The sequence below is a fragment of the Rhizobium sp. 862_C5_N1_2 genome, from assembly GCF_051811205.1.
GTDB classification, from domain to species: Bacteria; Pseudomonadota; Alphaproteobacteria; order Rhizobiales; family Rhizobiaceae; genus Rhizobium; species Rhizobium leguminosarum.
In genome coordinates this window covers 110,612-128,948 of record NZ_JBPWPT010000004.1, presented here as the reverse complement: position 1 = coordinate 128,948, position 18,337 = coordinate 110,612, and the positions used below count along the sequence as shown (strand labels likewise).

At 61.2% G+C, this 18,337-nt stretch carries 19 protein-coding genes; 4 read left to right on the top strand and 15 right to left on the bottom strand.

From position 1 onward, the window contains the following. A complete protein-coding gene (gene msrA / locus ACD590_RS33355; RefSeq protein ID WP_018448987.1) occupies positions 1-510 on the bottom strand; it encodes a peptide-methionine (S)-S-oxide reductase MsrA in 510 nt (169 codons plus the stop codon). A 185-nt stretch (positions 511-695) separates the two neighbouring features. On the opposite strand from msrA, the gene ACD590_RS33350 reads away from it, so the two are divergent. From ACD590_RS33350 to ACD590_RS33335, 4 genes are read left to right on the top strand one after another with little or no spacing between them, the layout of a single operon-like run. Continuing rightward, on the top strand, positions 696-1,841 hold the full coding sequence (locus ACD590_RS33350) for an extracellular solute-binding protein (protein ID WP_439004275.1): 1,146 nt from the start codon (positions 696-698) through the stop codon (positions 1,839-1,841). Continuing rightward, positions 1,841-2,731, top strand: a complete 891-nt coding sequence (locus tag ACD590_RS33345; protein WP_130654181.1) for an ABC transporter permease — start codon at positions 1,841-1,843, stop codon at positions 2,729-2,731. Before ACD590_RS33350 ends, ACD590_RS33345 begins: the two co-directional genes overlap by 1 nt. Beyond that, complete coding sequence (locus tag ACD590_RS33340; protein ID WP_003551980.1) at positions 2,728-3,555, top strand: ABC transporter permease; 828 nt, start codon at positions 2,728-2,730, stop codon at positions 3,553-3,555. Before ACD590_RS33345 ends, ACD590_RS33340 begins: the two co-directional genes overlap by 4 nt. A gap of 34 nt (positions 3,556-3,589) precedes the next feature. Continuing rightward, positions 3,590-4,669 (top strand): ABC transporter ATP-binding protein, encoded by a 1,080-nt coding sequence (locus tag ACD590_RS33335; protein WP_018448984.1) that lies wholly within the window; start codon positions 3,590-3,592, stop codon positions 4,667-4,669. Between the two features lie 19 nt (positions 4,670-4,688). On the opposite strand, the gene ACD590_RS33330 is transcribed toward ACD590_RS33335, so the two are convergent. From ACD590_RS33330 to ACD590_RS33265, 14 genes are all read right to left on the bottom strand, one after another. Further along, on the bottom strand, positions 4,689-5,522 hold the full coding sequence (locus ACD590_RS33330) for an inositol monophosphatase family protein (protein ID WP_018246967.1): 834 nt from the start codon (positions 5,520-5,522) through the stop codon (positions 4,689-4,691). A 96-nt stretch (positions 5,523-5,618) separates the two neighbouring features. Then, positions 5,619-6,512, bottom strand: a complete 894-nt coding sequence (locus ACD590_RS33325; RefSeq protein ID WP_018246968.1) for a ribokinase — start codon at positions 6,510-6,512, stop codon at positions 5,619-5,621. A gap of 24 nt (positions 6,513-6,536) precedes the next feature. Next, the gene (locus ACD590_RS33320; protein ID WP_018246969.1) at positions 6,537-7,184 is read right to left on the bottom strand and encodes a TenA family protein; all 648 of its coding nucleotides are present in this window, start codon (positions 7,182-7,184) and stop codon (positions 6,537-6,539) included. 2 nt (positions 7,185-7,186) lie between these two features. Next, positions 7,187-8,029, bottom strand: a complete 843-nt coding sequence (locus tag ACD590_RS33315; protein ID WP_018448981.1) for a BtpA/SgcQ family protein — start codon at positions 8,027-8,029, stop codon at positions 7,187-7,189. 35 nt (positions 8,030-8,064) lie between these two features. Next, positions 8,065-8,838 (bottom strand): glutamine amidotransferase, encoded by a 774-nt coding sequence (locus ACD590_RS33310; protein ID WP_018246971.1) that lies wholly within the window; start codon positions 8,836-8,838, stop codon positions 8,065-8,067. A 36-nt stretch (positions 8,839-8,874) separates the two neighbouring features. Beyond that, entirely contained in the window at positions 8,875-9,954 is a 1,080-nt protein-coding gene (locus ACD590_RS33305; protein ID WP_439004274.1) for a phosphotriesterase family protein, read from the bottom strand. A 4-nt stretch (positions 9,955-9,958) separates the two neighbouring features. Next, positions 9,959-10,963, bottom strand: coding sequence for an ABC transporter permease (locus ACD590_RS33300; RefSeq protein ID WP_439004273.1), 1,005 nt, complete (start codon positions 10,961-10,963; stop codon positions 9,959-9,961). Then, a complete protein-coding gene (locus ACD590_RS33295; RefSeq protein WP_439004272.1) occupies positions 10,960-11,781 on the bottom strand; it encodes an ATP-binding cassette domain-containing protein in 822 nt (273 codons plus the stop codon). The genes ACD590_RS33300 and ACD590_RS33295 overlap by 4 nt, the downstream gene beginning before the upstream one ends. Further along, on the bottom strand, positions 11,778-12,731 hold the full coding sequence (locus ACD590_RS33290) for an ABC transporter substrate-binding protein (RefSeq protein ID WP_439004271.1): 954 nt from the start codon (positions 12,729-12,731) through the stop codon (positions 11,778-11,780). Before ACD590_RS33290 ends, ACD590_RS33295 begins: the two co-directional genes overlap by 4 nt. Positions 12,732-12,769: 38 nt before the next feature. Next, entirely contained in the window at positions 12,770-13,792 is a 1,023-nt protein-coding gene (locus ACD590_RS33285; protein ID WP_247265066.1) for a LacI family DNA-binding transcriptional regulator, read from the bottom strand. 252 nt (positions 13,793-14,044) lie between these two features. Further along, positions 14,045-15,121 (bottom strand): ABC transporter ATP-binding protein, encoded by a 1,077-nt coding sequence (locus ACD590_RS33280; RefSeq protein WP_247265067.1) that lies wholly within the window; start codon positions 15,119-15,121, stop codon positions 14,045-14,047. Positions 15,122-15,179: 58 nt separating this feature from the next. Next, positions 15,180-16,067, bottom strand: a complete 888-nt coding sequence (locus ACD590_RS33275; RefSeq protein ID WP_130654173.1) for a carbohydrate ABC transporter permease — start codon at positions 16,065-16,067, stop codon at positions 15,180-15,182. A 3-nt stretch (positions 16,068-16,070) separates the two neighbouring features. Next, positions 16,071-16,979 (bottom strand): carbohydrate ABC transporter permease, encoded by a 909-nt coding sequence (locus tag ACD590_RS33270; protein ID WP_439004270.1) that lies wholly within the window; start codon positions 16,977-16,979, stop codon positions 16,071-16,073. A gap of 66 nt (positions 16,980-17,045) precedes the next feature. Beyond that, a complete protein-coding gene (locus ACD590_RS33265) occupies positions 17,046-18,308 on the bottom strand; it encodes an ABC transporter substrate-binding protein (RefSeq protein WP_130654171.1) in 1,263 nt (420 codons plus the stop codon). Between the last annotated feature and the right edge of the window lie 29 nt (positions 18,309-18,337).

Here is an 18,337-nt window from a genome sequence, read left to right as displayed (position 1 = left end):
TCAAGCGATCTTCTGGCGGACCGGCAGTTTCCAGCCGGGCCGGACGAAGTGGCAGGTATAGCCGTTCGGAATTCGCTCCAGATAATCCTGGTGCTCGGGTTCTGCCTCCCAGAAATCGCTAACCGGCACGACTTCGGTGACGACCTTGCCGGGCCACAGGCCTGATGCGTCGACATCGGCGATCGTATCCTTGGCGACGCGCTCCTGCTCAGGGGTGACGTAGAAGATTGCCGAGCGGTAGCTCAAGCCAACATCGTTGCCCTGGCGGTTGCGCGTGCTCGGGTCGTGGATCTGGAAGAAGAATTCGAGGATTTCCCGATAGCTGATCCTTGAGGGGTCGAAGATGATCTCGATCGCCTCGGCATGGGTTCCGTGGTTGCGGTAGGTGGCATTCGGCACATCGCCGCCGGTATAGCCGACGCGGGTCGAAATCACGCCCTTGTATCGGCGGATGAGGTCCTGCATGCCCCAGAAGCAACCGCCGGCGAGGACTGCACGTTCTTCGGTCATTGGATATCTCCTTTTCCGCAACAGATAGTATCTCCTGCCGCCAATTTCCACACGGTGCAAAGAGCACAGCTGTGCAATTTCCCTCAGATACGCCCGATCTGTCATGTCGATGTTACGCGCCGGCGCTAGCAAGGCCTCGGACAATCCTGCGGAGGCTGAGCCTCGACACCTGATGGAGACGGGTTATGAATAGACGCGAATTTCTGATCACATCGTCAGCTGCAGCCGGTCTGCTGGCTCTTCCGCGTTTCGCATCGGCCGCAGCCGGCACGATCGATCTCTACAGCGGTTCGGATGCCAATGTCGTCGACCTCTGGAACAACGTCATCCGCCCGGCCTTCGAAAAGGCGCATCCCGGCGTCGCCCTGAAGGTGACCGATGCCGGCGACAATAATGGCTTGCGCGCCATCGCCGACCGTGCGCTTGCCGCGCTGAAGACGAAGACCGATCCGCAAGCCGACCTCTTCGAGCAATTCGATCCGCGTCTGCCATCCGGCGGCATCGATGCCGGCCTCTGGGTGAAGTTCTCCGCCGAGAACATCGAGGGCTACGACCATATCAACCCGCTTGCCTTCGATACCCCCTACTCCCTTCCCTATCGCGGTTCGCAGGTCCTTCTCGCCTATGACACGACCAAGCTCGATCCGAAGGATGCGCCGAAGAGCTGGGATCAGCTCACCGCCTGGATCAAGGCCAATCCGGGCCAGTTCATCTACAACCGTCCCGACAAGGGCGGTTCGGGCGGAAACTTCGTCCGCCGCGCGATCCATGAGGCCAATGGCCGCGATCCGAAGAAGTTCAAGGTCGACAATTTCACCGCCGACTTCGCCACTGAGACGCTGACACCGGCCTGGAAGATCCTCAACGACCTCGCCCCGGCGCTTTACGACAAGGGCGCCTATACGGCCGGCAACACCCAGTCGATCCAGTTGCTCGCCCAGGGCGTCGTCACCATGGTGCCGGTCTGGTCGGACCAGGTGCTGCAGGCGATCTCCCAGGGTGTGCTGCCTGATACGACCGGCCTCGTGCAGCTTACCGATCTCGCCCTCTGCGGCGGTTTCTCCAGCATCACCGTCTTCTCCAACGGCGCCAACAAGGATGCGGCGCTGAAGCTTGCCGCATTCATGCTGACGAAGGAAATGCAGGAAGCGATCATCACCGAGATCGGCGGCTTCCCCGCCATCTCGTGGGATCACATCTCCGACGATCTTCGCAAGAAATATGCCGACGTTATTCCCTCAACCATTCCGACCTTCCCGGGTGGCGATTGGGAAAAGGCGATCGCCGACGGCTGGTACCGCAACGTCGCTCCGGGCATCAGCCGCACCTGATGTCCACTGACACTGCGCCGGCGGTTCTGCGCCGTCACCGGTCCATGAGAAGGGGGAGCTCTATCGGGCTCCTCCTCGTTGCTCTGCCGGTCTTCCTGGTTGCATGGCTGGTCGTCTTTCCGATCCTTTCGGCGGTCGTCGGCACAATCTTTGTTCGAGGCCCTAACGGAGCGACGGAATTCTCGCTTGCCTCCTACCGCTTCTTCTTCACCGACGGCTACAGCCTCGGCAATCTGTGGCTGACGCTCTGGACCACCGCCGTCTGCGGTATCCTGCTTCTGGCGATCGGCCTTCCGATCGCTCTTTACCTTCGGTTCTCGCAGGGGCGATTTGCCGCCTATGTGCAGGGCATGGCGATCTTTCCAATGTTCGTCCCATCGATCATCCTCGCTTATGCGCTGATCAGGACGATCGGCCCGAACGGCACCGTCGACCTGTTGCTGAATTCCGTCGGCCTACCCAAGCTGCGCACGCCCTATCTGACACCGTGGGGACCGGTCATCGGTCTCGTCTGGGACAATCTTCCGCTCACGGTGCTGATGCTGACATCAGGGCTTTCCTCCATTTCGAACAGTGCGATCGAAGCCGCGCGCGATGTCGGCGCAAGGCCGCTTCGGGTCTTCGTCTCGATCATCCTGCCGCGCATGGGTAACTCGCTGCTGGTGACTGCATCCTTTGCGGTGCTTGGCATCTTCTCCGCCTTCACCCTACCCTATGTGCTCGGCTCGGCATCACCGGAGATGATGGGGCCGTTCATGCAGCGCACTTTCGCCGATATGAACGACCCGCTGAACGCCATGACCCAGGCCGTCATCACATTCGGCTTCTGCCTGATCTTCGGCATCCTCTACATCAGGTCGATCGCCCGCAACCGCGAGGCCCAGCCATGAATGCCGGCAGATCGAGCTTCGGCCTGCGCTTCGACTGGATCGGCCTGCTCTTCGCGTGCCTGCTGACGCTGTTCATCGCGCTGCCGCTTATCGTCGTCGGCACATGGGCCTTCACCGAGATCTGGCGTTACCCCTCGGTGATCCCGCAGCAGTTCGGCCTGCGCTTCTGGGGCCAGACGCTGGCGCGCGGGGATGTCTGGGACGCACTCTTCCTCAGCCTGCGGCTGACGACGACGGTCACCATTCTTTCGGCCGTCATCTGCCTTCCTGCCGCTTACGCCTTCGCGCGTATGCGCTTTCCCGGCAGGAACATCCTGTTCCTGTCGTTTCTGGCATCGCATGCCTTTCCGAAATTCGGCCTGCTCGTCGCCATTGCCGGCATCTTCCTGCAGCTCGGCCTGATCAGCACCTTCTGGGGCGTCGTGCTGATCCAGCTCGTCGGCACGCTGATGCTGATGATCTGGATTCCCGTGGCAGCCTTCCAGAATGTCGACCGGCGCATGGAAGAGGCAGCACGCGATGCCGGTGCAACGCCGCTGCGCGTCTTCTGGTCGATCACGCTGCCGCAGGCGGCGCCGACGATATCAGCCGCGCTGCTCTTGACCTTCGTCGGCACTTTCTACGAGACCGAAGGCGCCTGGCTGATCGGCGCGCCCGAGATTCGTACCATGCCGGTGCTGATGATCAGCTTCATCAACAACCAGATCGTCGTGCAATACGGCGCCGTGCTCTCCGTCATGCTGTGGGTGCCGTCCTTCATCGCGCTGATGTTTGCACGCCGCGTGATCGGCACCGGCGCCTTTGCGAGAGGCTTCGGCGCGTGAAGCTTTGCGCGTCAGTTCAGGGAAGGGTTTGAGAATGGCACATCTGGCGATCGAAGGCGTTTCGAAGCTGTTCGGGACCACTTTTGCTGTTCGCGACTTCTCGCTCGAAGTCGGCGACGGCGAGCTCGTTTGTCTGCTCGGGCCATCTGGTTCCGGCAAGTCGACGCTTCTTAGAATGATCGGCGGCTTCGAGCGACCGAGCGGCGGAACCATTCGCATCGACGCGAAGGAGGTGACGACGCTGCCGCCCGAGCGGCGCCCGACCGGTATGGTGTTCCAGAGCCATGCGCTCTGGACGCACATGGACGTCTTCAACAATATCGCTTTTGGCCTGAAGCTCCGCCGGCTGCCGAAAGCGGAAATCCGTGAGCGTGTCGAGGCTGCACTGGCGCTTGTCGGTCTTGCCGATTACGGCCGCCGGATGACGACGCAACTGTCGGGCGGCCAGCAGCAGCGTGTCGCCCTTGCCCGCTCGCTCGTGCTCGAGCCGAAGATCCTTCTGCTCGACGAGCCCTTCGCCAGCCTCGACCAGCATCTGCGCGAGAGGCTGCGGGAGGAGGTGCGCGATATCCAGCAGCGCCTCGGCATCACCACGCTCTTCGTCACGCACGGTCAGGACGAGGCCTTAGCGCTGGCCGACCGCATCGTCGTCATGCGCGACGGACGCACCGAACAGATCGCGCCACCAAGCACCATCTACCGACAGCCGCAGACGGCCTTCGTCGCCGGTTTCATCGGCTCGATGAATTTTGTCCAGAGCCGCGTTAGAAACGGTGTCTGCGAGCATCCGCTCTTTCCGCTTGCCGTTCCCGTCGAGGACGGGCCGGTGACGCTGGCCGCCCGCCCGGAAGCGCTGACGATCCGTCCCTCGGATCGGGCGGATGCCGCGACAGTCCATCGCGCCGTCGATTTCGGCACCCACAAGATGGTCGATGTCGATCTTGCCGACGGCAGCCGTCTGAAGGCGATGGTGGCGCCCGACGATCGCGTCCGGGCCGGGATGAGGGTCGAGCCGAGCTTCGCCGGCTTTTTCGTCTTCCGCGACAACGAACTCGTCCATCAGTCGATGCCGGCAAAGGGCGATGTGGAGATCGAAGAGCTCCTGCGGGTTTAGACGCTCCGAATGCGCCGATTCACGCCTTGCTCTCGAAGCCTTCCAGCAGCCAGGGATGCAGCGCCTTGCTGGCGGCAAGGATATCGCCCCGCCCGTCGACTTCGGCCCCAGAAAACCGGGTGACGATGCCGCCCGCCTCTTCGACCAGCAGCGCCGAGGCGCCGAAATCATGGATCGCGAGCCCGTCCTCGAAGAATCCGTCCAGCCGGCCGCAGGCGACATAGGCGATCGACAGTGCCGCCGAGCCGAGCCGGCGCACACCCGCCGTATTGGCCATCAGCCGTCTGACGGCTTCGAAATATGTCTCTTCCGCAACCGCCTTGACCTGGCCGGGGATCGGCAGGCCGGCGCCGACAAGCACATTCTCGATGTCATCCACATCGGCGCAGCGGATGCGTTCGCCGTTGAGATAGGCGCCGCCGCCGATCTCGGCGCTGAACAGCTCATCCTGCATCGCGTCATAGACGACGCCCATGACGAGCCTGCCGCTTTCGACGATCGAGATGGTCATGCCGAAATGCGGAATGCCCCAGGCGTAATTGGTCGTGCCATCGATCGGGTCGATGTAGATAACAGGCGTTTCCGGCGCGGCCGTGCGGTTGCCGACGGCCTCCTCGCCCTGGATGGCATAGTCCGGGAAGGCCTTCGTCATCTCGTCGACGATGATCCGCTCGACGGCGACATCGATTTCGGTCTGATAATCGCGCGGCGCCTTGGCGAGCATTTCTGCCGACGTTCGTCGCCGCAGCGAGCCACGGGCGGTTTCGCCCGCCTTCAATACCGTTTCTGCAAGCACGACGAGGCGGGACGAGGCGGTCGGGGAAAGACGCGCGGAAATCGAGGGTGATGTCATGAGGAAAGTCCGGATGTAACGGAGGGAATCGCGAGAAGCCCATCCCTTCGCAGAGGCTGATGATGGTTTTATGAAACGCCCGTCACACCGAGCCGGTTATGTCAGGATCGCTTCAAGCTCGGAAATGGTCGGAAACGCCTTTCTGGTTCCATGTCTTGAGACGGTGATAGCCGCGGCCGCGACTGCGTGTTCGATGGCTAGCCGGTCCAGCCGCTGCCGGCGCAGCGCGCAGGATGCCAGTGCTGCGGCCATGAAGGTATCGCCTGCGCCCGTTGTATCCACAACATCGCAGACCTGGGCGGGCACTTCGATGCTGTCGTGCCGGTTCACGAGCGTCGCGCCATCGCCGCCCAGCGTCAGGACGACGTCTCGCAGGCCCCGGCTGAGCAGATATTCGGCAGCCTCCCTGCCCGTCGTTCCCGTCAGGGTCTGCGCCTCGCCCTTGTTGAGGAAGGCGATGTCGATCAACCCCCAAAGATCAGAGAAATAGGAGCGCACCGGCGAGGGATTGAAGGCGGTGACCATGCCGATCGCTCTTGCATGCTCCAGGATCTCGCGGGTCGTCTGGTCGGACAGATTGCCCTGCAGCATCATGAGATCGCCGGTGCCGGCCGTCGAGAGGATCCGCCTGACATCGGAGAGGGACAGGCTCTGCGCCGATTCCGTCGTCGTGACGATGGCATTTTCGCCGCCCGGCAGTCGGAAGATGATCGAGACATCGCTCGATGCATTTTCCATTTCGATCAGTTCGCTCCGAAGCGGTTCGTCCGCGAGGTAATGGCGAATGGTATCGGCCCTCGCATCCCTGCCGACAGGCGCTACCAGCGTTGTCGGAACGCCGCAGCGGGCCATGACGACCGCCTGGTTCGTGCCCTTGCCGCCGAGATCGCTGCCACCGGCATTGCCGAGGATGGAGGCGCCGATGACGGGAAGTTCGGAAACGGCGATGGTTTCGTCGATGGCGACGTTACCGACTATATAGGCGCGCATGCATCTGCTTTCGCAAGGCTGAAGCTAAAGGTAAGGCGCATCGTGAAAATCGATCTCGAGCTGCATCGCCCGGCCGAAGATCGCGCTGAGCCGCGCTTTTTCATCCTCTTCCAGCGTTTCTCCTGCCATGTCGAGTTCATTCTTCAGCCATTGCGCCTGGGCGGCGAAATTCGGATCGACATGCAGGTCGACCCATTCCTTCAACAGGGGATCGCTGATCGGGCGGTTAGCCGCTTCCTTCGACCAGGTCCAGTACATCCACTCGGCCGCAAACATCGCCGCAACCGTGTCGAGGAAGCCGCCCTGGCGGGCGATCTCCAACATACCGGCGCGAAAGGCCTCGACCTCGGCGATGCCGGTATCGAAGGACGAGGGATCGATGCGGCGGCTGGCGAAGGTGCGCTCGAAATAGGTGATCTGCTCGTTGGCAAGCGCGTCGAGAACCGCGATCAGCCAGCGCTTCTGCGTCATCGTCCTGGCGGTCGCCGCCGCATAGGCAAAGATCGAAATGGCGCTGTCGACGAAGGCGCCTTCATAGACGAGATAACGCTCGAAGGCCGCCTTGCTCAACGTGTCGTTTTTCACATCTTCGACGAAGCGGTGGTTCAGCATCGCGCCAAGGACAGCGTCGTTCTCGCGCAGGATGCGGGCCGAAAGGCTCTCTGCCGCCATACTCAGCCCTCCAGTCCCGGTTCGGCCGCCGCCCGGAAGGTGCGCACGCGCTCGACGTCGACGGGGTTCCACCAGACGCCGCCGTGCTTCAGCGAGGAAGCGACGATGACGCCATTGGTGCGGCTCAGAATATCGACGATATTGTCCTTGTTGACGCCGGAGCCGACGAGCAGCGGCAGGTGTGTCGCCGCGCCGATTTCCTCGATCTCCTCCATCGTTGCCGAATTGCCGGTCCGCTGGCCGGTGGCGATGACGCCATCGGCATCGAAGAAGGCGAGATCACGCGTCAGCTCCTGGATCGAGCGGTCGGCGACGATGGCGTGGCTGCCATGCTTGACGTGGCTGTCGGCGAAGACCTTGATGTGCTCGGCCCTGAGCAGCGAGCGGTAGCGCATGGCTTCGGCCGCCCTGCCCTCCATGAAGCCTTCATTGGCGACATAGGCATTGGCCCATTGATTGACGCGGATGAATTTGGCGCCACCGGCCGTGGCGATGGCGAAGGCCGGGATCGGCGCGTTGGCCAGCACGTTGACGCCGAGCGGAATGCCGGCCGCGCGCGCGATCCGGTCGGTGACAACAGACATGAAGCCAGTCGTCTCGGGGCCGATATCCTCGGGCTTCGAGAACGGTACATCGCCATGATTTTCGATGATCAGCCCATGCAGGCCGCCTTCCACGCAGGCTTCGGCGTCGCGCATGCACGCGTCGTAAATCGCATCCATCGCAGCACCCCGGTAGCGCGGCGCGCCCGGAAAGGCCGGGCAATGGATCATGCCGATCAGGACCTTGTCCCTGCCGAAGATGTCCCTGATGGCGTTGGACGGCCTGTCCGAAATTTCCTGCATGTCATTCCCTTTCCAATTCCCGCCGCGTGCTGAAATCACGCCTGCTTTTCCGTGAGCCAGCCGAGGATGTTCTTCCAGAGCCGGCCATAACCTTCCCATTCGCAGAAAGCGGGCGACAGCCAGTGCGGGCCGATATCCGACGTCCAGGCCGCCGTCCGCCCAGTGCCATGCGTGCCGACGACGAGCAGCGGATGGCCGCCCTGATCCTCAGGCAGGCGCGCGACGATCTCGACATCGGCACGGTCTCGCACTTCGACCTCGTTGACGCCGAGAAGCACCGGCCAGGCGCCTTCAAGGCCCTGCATTGTCGGATGCTCCGGCTTCACCACTTCGGCAACAGTTCCCTCGGGAATTTCGACGCGGTCGTCATAGGGCAGGCACGTGACGGGCAGCGTGTCTTCGACGGGGGTGCGCCGCCAGCGGGCCTTGCCGTCGATGCCCTGGAAGGAGAAGTAGCCACCGACCATCAGCAGGCCGCCGCCCTTCTCCACCCACGCCTTCAGAAGCTTCAGCCGGTTCGGCACGGTGCGCGAATGCAGCCACACATCCGGGGGCAGCAGCAGCGAATTGGCGCCGATATCGGAGAGAATGATGGCGTCGTAGGCGTCGAGCCCGGTCATCTCAAAGGGGAATTTCTCCACCGCCTCGTGCGCCGGCATATAGGTGAGCTCGAAGGCGCTGCCGGCGAGCGCCTTCACCAACGGTTCGGCGCCAAGATGGAAGGTGACGCTGCCGAACTGGTCGAAGCCTTTGTAATGCGTGGCGGAGCTGACCCAGCTCTCGCCGACAAGGAGGATTTTTTTTGTCATGGTCTGCCGTACCTGTGATCGATTGAATGGATGGAGCTAGGCTCCGGCATGAAAGACGCGGCGCGGATTGCTGCGCATCATTTCGTCGAGAACCGTCTTGTCGAGGCCGTGCCGCTGAAGACGGGGAAGGAAGTGGCGAAGGATATAGGCGTAGCCATTGCCGCCGTAACGCGTCAGCATCATCTTCAGGAACACGTCGTGCGACAGAAGAATTCGGTCGAGATAACCGACCTCGACGAGACGCACGATCGCACGTGCCGCCTCCTCGTCGCTCGGGCACTGCACCTGCTGGTCGGCATAGAAGAAATCCATGCCGATCATGTCGTATTCGATGAAGGCGCCGCGCGCGGCCAGCTCGCTCTGATAGGCGATGTCATCATGCGACGGGTTCATGTGGCAAAGCACGGTGTGGCGGAGATCGGCCCCCTCTTCGGCGACCACGTCGAGCACGCGGTGGCCGAGACGGAACCAGCCTGGCAGATGCACCATCAGTGGAAGTCCGGTCAGCACCTGCGCGCGTGCGGCACCGCGCAGCGATTTCTCCTCGTCGGCGGTGAAATCCGAGGAGACACCGATCTCGCCGATCAGGCCGATCCTGACGCCGGTGCCGTCGACGCCTTCCCTTGCCTCGCGGACGATCTCCAGTGCGATGTCATCGACGCTCATCGCGGCGACGCCTTCCGGATGCGAGGAGCCGAGGTAATAACCCGCCCCCATCACGATGTTGAGGCCGGATGCTTTCGAGATGCGCTGGAGCGCCAGCGGATTACGGCCGATGCCCTTGCAGGTCGGCTCCACCACTGTGCGGCCGCCTTCTGCTACGAAGTCCTTGAGCTCGGCGATTGCCAGCTGTTCGTCGTCGAGCGTGATATTATGCTTGTTGACGAAGGGATCCTGCCTGAGCTCGCCGAGGATTTCCATGCAGACGAAGCTTTCGGCTAGATATTGCCGTTCCGGCGTCTTCGGCGCATGCCACCAGCAGCGGCAGTCGTTGAGGATATGCTCGTGCATCAGCGTCACGCCGAGCGCATCCGCCGAAATCGGACCGGTGACGGTCATCACCTTGCCGGATCGGACATGCGCTTCGGACAGGCTTTCTGCTGTCTGCTCGCTCATCGCTTCATCCTTTCCTGCCGAGCCGGAAGTGGAAATTGGCCGTGAAGATGCGCGTGTTCAGCCAGATGGCGACGAGGATGATGGCGCCGGTGACGATCTGGGTGAAGAAAGGCGATATGTGCATCAGGATCAGGCCGTTGCCGATGACGGCGATGGTCAGCGTGCCGAGCACGGTGCCGAGGATGGTGCCGCGTCCGCCCATAAGCGACGTTCCGCCGAGCACGACGGCGGCGATTACCTGCAGCTCGAAGCCGACGGCGGCATTGGACGAACCGGAGCCGAGGCGAGCGGCGATCAGCAGGCCGGCGACCGCACAGGCCATGCCGGAGATGATATAGACCGAGGCGATGATCCATTTGGCGGGCATGCCGACACGCCGAGCCGCCTCCATGTTGGATCCAACAGCCACGACCTGCCGGCCATATTTCGTCGCGGTGATGACGACATAGCCGAGAATGGCGATGATGACGGCGATGATCGCCGGGATTGGGAAGCTCAGGATTTCGCCCCGGCCGAGCGCAAAGAAGCCCGGCGCATCCTTGATCGGAATGGAATAGCCCTGGGTCAGATAGAGCGCCAGACCGCGCAGGATCGAGAGGCCGGCAAGCGTCACGATGAAGGCCGGGATGCCCTGATAGGCGGTGAACCAGCCCTGGACCAGCCCCATGAAGCCGCCGAGCACGATCATGCCGATGACGACGGATGGCCAGGGAACACCCATCGCCATGACGATCGCCGCGACGGCATTGACGAGCGCGACCTGCGAGCCGACCGAGAGATCGATGCCGCCGGTGATGATGACGAAGGTCATGGCGATGGCAACGATCAGGATGGGAGCAGCCTGCCGCACGATGTTCAGGATATTGCCGAGCGTGAAGAAGGTTTCGTTGCCGATCGAGAAGAAGATCATGCAGGCCAGGAAGAAGATGGCGATCGACAGGACCTGTGCGTGTTCGCCGAAGAAATCGGCGACGCGCGAGCCGCGGCCGCGTTCCGTATAAGCCGTCATTGTCTGGCTCCTTCACCGACGATCAGCCTGACGAGGTCTTCGAGGTTTGTGCTGCCGATCTGCCGTTCGGCCACTTTTGTGCCCTCGTACATCACCGCAATGCGGTCGCAGACCCGGAAGAGATCCTGCAGCCGGTGGGTAATGAGGATCACCGAGACCCCGTTCGCCTTGACGCGGTTGATCAGGGCCAGAACCGCCTCGACCTCGGCGACGGCAAGTGCCGACGTCGGCTCGTCCATGATCAGCACCTTGGGCTTGAAGGAAGCGGCGCGTGCAATGGCGATCGCCTGGCGCTGCCCGCCGGAGAGCTGGGCGACCTTGCAGGTCAGCCTCGGGATGCGGATCTCCAGCGAATCCAGCATCTTGCGGGCTTCGGACAGCATCGTCCTGGTGTCGAGAAACGGCCCGCGGCTGAGTTCGCGGCCCAGGAAGAGATTGCCGACAACATCGATATGGTCGCAGAGGCTGAGATCCTGGAACACCATTTCGATGTTTCTGCCACGCGCATCCGCGGGGCCGGAGAAGCGAACCTCTTCGCCTTCCATGGTGATGGTGCCGGCATCGGGAATGTAGGTTCCCGAGATGATTTTCGTCAGCGTCGATTTGCCGGCGGCGTTATCGCCGACAAGGCCCAGGCATTCGCCGGGGAAGATGTCGAGATCGACGCCGCGCAGGGCCTGGTGCGAGCCGAACGACTTGCGGATACCGCGCAGCGAGATGCGCGGGTCGGATCGGGTGCCGCCGGATGTTCCGGTTCCGGAGGGTGCGACCCCTCCGGAACCGGCGGCAGCGATGTCACGCTGTCCGCTTTCGATCATTTGAAGACGGCCCGGTACGGCTCGACATTCTCCTTGGTGACGATGGTGATCGGCACCGAGATCGTCTTGGTGACGGTTTCGCCGGCCGAGGCCTTGACGAGCGCGTCGACGGCGGCACCGCCCATTGCAGCCGGATCCTGCTGGACGACGGCGACGACGAAGCCGGCATCGATGCCGGCAATGGCTTCGGCAGTCAGATCCCAGCCGAACACCTTGATCTTATCCTGCTTGCCTTGGCTCTGGACAGCGGCGATCGCCCCCATCAGGGCTGGCTCGCCGGTGGCGTAGATCGCGGTCAGATCAGGATTGGCGGTGATCAGGTTTTCAGCCGCCGCAAGAGCGTTGTCCTGGATGTTCTGGCCATCGACGACGCCGGCTATTTCAATGCCGTCGACGCCTTTCAGGGTCTTCTCGAAGCCCTCCTGGCGGATGTTCTGGATGAACGAATTCAGCGCGCCGACGACGCCAAGCTTGGCCTTGCCGCCCATGTTCGCCTTGACGTAGTCGAGGAAGTATTTGCCCATATCGGCTCCGGCCGCGGCATTGTCCACGCCGATCTGCGCCTTCTGTGGGCCATCAGGCAGGATGGCGTCGATGGCGACGACAGGAATGCCGGCATCGGCCGCCTGCTTGACCGCCGGCATGATGCCGTTGACGTCGATCGCCACGACGGCAAGACCGGAGACCTTTTCCTGGACGTAGGTTTCGATCGCGCTGTTCTGCGCGGTCGTCTCGTTGTTAGCGTTGAAGATCACCAGTTTGACGCCGGCTGCATCGGCCGTCTTCTGGGCGCCCTCATTCATCTGATTGAAGAAAAGCGCCTGCTGGTTGATCTGGACTAGCGCGACAGTCTTCTTTTCCTGCGCCGCGGCGCCGGACAGGCCGATGAAGGTCAATGCCGTAAAGCCGGCGGCGGCGATCATCGTTCGTCTTGTCAAATTCAGTGTCATGTTCTCATCCTCTTTTGGTTTTTTGACGTTGCTGATTATTATTTCGCAGGCGGCGCAACGGAGTTCCGCACCACGATTTCGACCGGCACGAGCTCTTCCGAAGCGGATGGTTTCCACTCGTGCCAATTGGTTTCCAGAAGCAACTCCAGCGACCGCCGGCCGATCTGGCGCACTGGCTGGCGGATGGCCGTCAGCGGCGGTGCAAAAAGATGAAGCGGACCGACATCGTCGAAGCCGATGACCGAGATGTCATCGGGGATCGACACGCCTCGGCTTCTGAAGACCTCGACCAGCCCGATGGCGATCTCGTCGGAGCTGGCGAAGATCGCCGTCGCCTTTCGGTCGCCGGAGAGATAGTCGAGCGCAGCCGCACGGCCGTATTCGATCGTATATTCGCCGGCATAGCGGTCGGCCCGGGCCTCGTCGCCATGCCGTTCGCTGAGCGCCTTCAGCAGGCCGTCATAGCGCCTGCGGGCGCTGATCATGCGCTCGTCACCGCCGATGAAGAGCACATGGCGATGGCCTTGCTCGGCCAGATGCTGGCCGGCGAGATAACCACCCTGCTCGTTGTCGCAGAACAGCTTCGGCGCCTTCGAATCAGGAATGTCCTCGTCGACGATGATGACCTTGCCGCTGCCGTTGATCAGCGCGGCAAGCGCGCCATCGTCGGGGTGGTTGGTGACGAAGATCAGGCCGTCGACGTGATTGCGTTCGATCAACTGCAGATATTCGATCTCGCGCCCTGGCCGGTTGAGGGTGGCGTGCAAGGAGACCGCGAGCTTTTTTTCATCGGCCGCCTGCTCCACGGCGGCGACGAGGGTCGCGAAGAAGGGATTGGCGATATCGGGCACGACGAGACCGATCGTATCCGAACGCCCCCTGCTTAACCGACGCGCATGCGGGTTCGGCCGGTAGTTCAGCGTCTTGATCGCATCCTCGATGCGCTTCTTGGTCTGAAAGGGAAGATCGAGACTGCCGTTGACGAAACGCGACACGGTGGTGACCGACACGCCAGCGGCCGCCGCAACATCCTTCAAGCTTGGTGTCGTTCCCTTGGCCATTGGCTGGACCTAATGTAAAGCGGTTTAGTAAAGCGCTTTACAAGACAATATCGATTGCTCGCCGTTGTCAACAGCGTTGATCGTGCGGGATTTGTTTTTCTTGCGATCCGATCGAAGCTCGACCGGACAGGCCCTCAGGCGATCGTTGGGCCGAGCTTGTCGCGCCAGTCGCCGGTCGTGCTTTCGAGATCTGGCTCGACGGCGTCACCCGGTTCGATTTTATGACACTTCCAAGCCGACAGGCTGCTGCCTTTATATGACGTGATCCGTCGAAGTGTCGAAGAGATGGATCTGGTCCGGATCGACCGAAAGTCCGATCATGTCTCCTGCCTTGACCCTGTCGCGGCGCGTCTCGACGATCGTTAGCTCCGGCTGGGTCTCCGCGACGATGAAGGTCGAGGAGCCGGTCGATTCGACGAAGGCGATCGGCACATCGAAGCTGCCATGTCCGGGCTCGACGACGCCGATATGTTCCGGCCGGATGCCGGCGATGAGCTTACGTCCGGGCTCGATGGCGCGTGATATCGCAAGCGTCTGCTTCACCGCGCCGAAATCCAGGATCAGGCTCTTGCCGCCTTCCGCGGCAATCGCGGGAATGAAATTCATCGCCGGCGAGCCAATGAAACCAGCAACAAACCGGTTCGCCGGCCGGTCGTAGAGGTCGAGCGGCGCGCCCTGCTGTTCGATGATGCCGTCGCGCATCACCACCACGTGATCGGCCATCGTCATGGCTTCAATCTGGTCATGGGTAACATACACCGAGGTGGCGCCCAGCCGGTCGTGCAGGGCGCGGATTTCCTTGCGCATCGAGACACGTAGCGCTGCATCAAGGTTGGAAAGCGGCTCGTCGAACAAGAAGGCCTGGGGGTTGCGGATAATGGCGCGGCCCATGGCTACACGCTGCCGTTGGCCTCCCGAAAGCTGGCGCGGATAACGGTCGAGCAGCCGGGAAAGACCGGTGATGACAGCGACTTCCTCGGCTTTCTGTTTTGCCTCAGCCTTGGGGACGCCGTGCATTTTCAGCGAATAGGTCAGGTTCTGTTCCACCGTCATATGCGGATACAGGGCGTAACTCTGAAAAACCATGGCGATATTGCGCGCCCGCGGCGGCACGTCGTTCATCACCTCGCCGGCAATCTTCAGCGTGCCGCCGGTAATTTTTTCCAGCCCGGCAAGCGAGCGGAGCAACGTGGACTTGCCGCATCCGGACGGACCGACCAGCGCCACAAACGTGCCCTTGGGAATTGAAAGGTTGACATTCTTAAGCGCGTGAAAGGCGCCGTAGTGCTTCTCGATGCCCAAGAGTTCGATCTGGATGTTCTGGCTCATGCCGAAAACCTTGCTGGTCCCCAACCGGGACCGATTGGATGGCCAAGGGTTAAAATCATCATTTGACTGCCCCGGCGGCGATACCGCGCGTTAGCGTGCGTTGGAAGATCAAGAAGAAGATCACGGTCGGTATTATACCCAGGAAAGCCGCCGAGGCCTGCAGCACAGGGTCCGACATATTCTGACCGCGGGTGAGGCCCATGGCGACCGAGACCGTCTGGTTGTTGTTGGACACCAGCATGACGAGCGGGATCAAGAATTCGTTCCAAGTCCAGATGAAAAAGAAGGTTCCCAGGACCATGAGTGTCGGCCGCAGTACTGGGACGACAACGAACCACAGCGTTTTCCAGTGGGTCGAACCATCCATCTCGGCCGCTTCGAGGATTTCCTTGGGAAAGGTACTCAGCACGGTCGAGAGCAGGTAAGTCCCGAAAGCGCTTTGCAGGACCGCGAAAATGATGATCACGGAAAGCTGCGTATCGTAGAGACCGCTCGCTTTCGCCATGTAGTATAGTGGGTAAATGATTGACTCCTGCGGCACCATAATGCCCAGAAGAAAGACCACCAAAATCACGCGCGAACCCGGCACCTTGCCGACCCCAATCGCATAGGCGTTGAACAGGCTTATCAGTACCCCCAACACCGACACAGCGAGACTGATCACCACGCTGTTGAGCAGCTTGCGGCTGAAATCAGACACCGTCCAAAATTTCTCGATCGCCGTGAGATCGATCGACCGGGGAATCGATAGCGGTCCGCCGATCGCGTATTCGGCACTCGCCTTGACGGCGTTGAGCAGAGCAAGGAAAAAGGGAAAGAGCGTAAAGGCGAGGAGTAGAATAAGGATAGCCAGCACCACCCACCGCATCGGATCGCGTCGCGCGCGATCGGCTGCCGCCGTCGCCTTTGCCTTGGTCGTACCATCGCTGAGAACTGAGTAAGCCATGATCTACTCCTTCGACTGCTGCTGGCTCTGGAAGCGTAGGAAAATGACAGCCAAAGCGATCGTCAGAGTCGTTTGCACGACCGCGATGGCTGCGGCATAGCCGACGCGCTGTGTGGTGAAGAAGTGGTAGTAAGTCAGATAGGATGGTACAAGCGTGGCATTGTCGGGGCCGCCGGCGGTGATGACAAAGATTGGCGCAAAGACTTTAAGCGCCGCGATCAGCGTGGTCAGCACAACGACGAAAATCTCCGGCGCCAGGAGTGGAATGGTGATCGTCACCAGCCGGCTCCACCAGTTTGCCCCATCGAGCTCGGCAGCCTCGTAGAGAGAAGGGTCGATGCGCGAAAGACCGGCCATGAAAACCACCAGACAGTAGCCGACCTGTATCCAGACAATGACGAGCGAGACGGCAGCAAGCGCGTATGTCGCATCACCGATCCAGTTCTGTGCGAGATTTTCAAGGCCGATGGCCTTTAGCGTGATGTTGATGACACCTACGGGATTGAGAATCCAGCCCCAGAGGACGCCCGCGACCGTTACGGGAAGAATCTGCGGTAAGTAAAAACCGGCCCTGAAAAAGCTCGAGACCCATTCCCCGAATTCGTCCCTGACATAGTCGAACAGCAGAGCGGCCAGCACTAGGCCGATGCACACCGGTATCACGGTCATCGAAACGATGAACAGCAGCGTGTGATACATCGATCCCCAGAATTGATCATCCGTCAGCAGGCGATGATAGTTCTGCAGGCCGACCGGTCGTGGCGTGCCGACGCCTTTCCATGCCGTGAAGCTCAGCCCGAGATTAGCAAGCTGCGGAATGAGTACGATTAGAATGAAGCCGATCGTCCCCGGAATGAGATAGAGGCTATAGCCTCGTGAACTGTCGCTCGATCGCTGGCTGGATATGGCCATATCATTCTTCCTTCAGCCTCCCATGCTGGGCTGCGCCTTCGGCGCAGCCCATCGTTCAAGGTCGCGCTACTGATTTTCCTGCGTGTCGTCGTAAACCTGCTTGATCTGTTCGACGAACTGCTCCGCAGTAAGACTGCCCTGGAAAAGACCGGTGTCTTTCTGGTTGAGCACGTCGTAGTAGCCGGGAACCGGCCAGTCAGGATAGAAACCGAGGCCGCTTTTGTCAGAGATCTGCTTGAAAACCGCTGCGGCGTTCTTACCAATGGGGTTGGTGATGACGGAAAGATCAGCGGCGATCGGCACGCCGCCGGCATTGCCGAGTTCAGCTTGGTATTTCGGCGACAAGGTCAGGCTGATCCACTCGGCGGCGAGATCGGGATTCTTGCTACCCTTGGGAACGACCCAGAGATTGCCTGTCGAGCCGACCGAATATTTCGGCGTCGGAATGACGAACTGACCCCACTTGAAGTCCTTGATGGTCGAGGCGAAGGTACCGAGATTCCAAGTGCCCGAGACGTACATCGGCGCCTTGCCGGAGGTGAAGAGCAGAGCCGCATCCGGGTCCTTCATGCCCGTGGAGTCCTTGTTGATATAGCCCTTTGTGACCCAGTCGAGCAATGTCTGCGCCGCATAGAGGTAGGGCGCGCCGTCGAGGGGAGCCTTCAAACCCTGATAATTCTGGACCCAGGCGTCATCGGCCTTGGTATAGGCGAGAGAGGCTAGCAAGTGCTGGCCACTGGTGTCGATGGCGCCGAGCGCGAGGGGCGTGAGACCCTTCTGCTTGAATGCTTCCATGTCAGCGACCCACTCTTCGAGCGTCGTCGGCGGCTTGAGGCCTGCCTTTTCGAACATGTCAATATTGTAGAAGCACGAAACATATTCGCCGAAGACCGATACGCCCCAAACAGGGCCGGAGCCATAGATGCCCTTTTCGTCATAACGGCTAAGGACAAAATCGCCTTCGTTAAGGATCTTGTCCCAACCTTCCTTCTTCACATAGTCATCCAGATTGGTCAGTAATCCCTGGCTTGCAACCAAGCCAGCGGTCGCATTGCCCTTGTTGTACTCGAGCACGTCGGGGGCCTGGTCGGAATTGAGGATCATGCCGCCTGAGGCCTGCAACTGCTGAAAGGTCTTCTGCTCGAAGCTGACGTTGATGTCCGGATGTTTCGCCTTGAACTCCTCGAGCGCTTTCTTCCAGACAATGCCCTGAGCCGTGGTCGGCTCCTCGAACCACCAGATCTTGAAGGTCTTCTGTTCGGCATGGCCGACCGATGTCATCAGCATCGCCGTGCCGAGTGCTAGCGCAAGTCTTGCAATTCTTTTCATGCTTTCCTCCCAAAAAAGCGGCTGCGCCG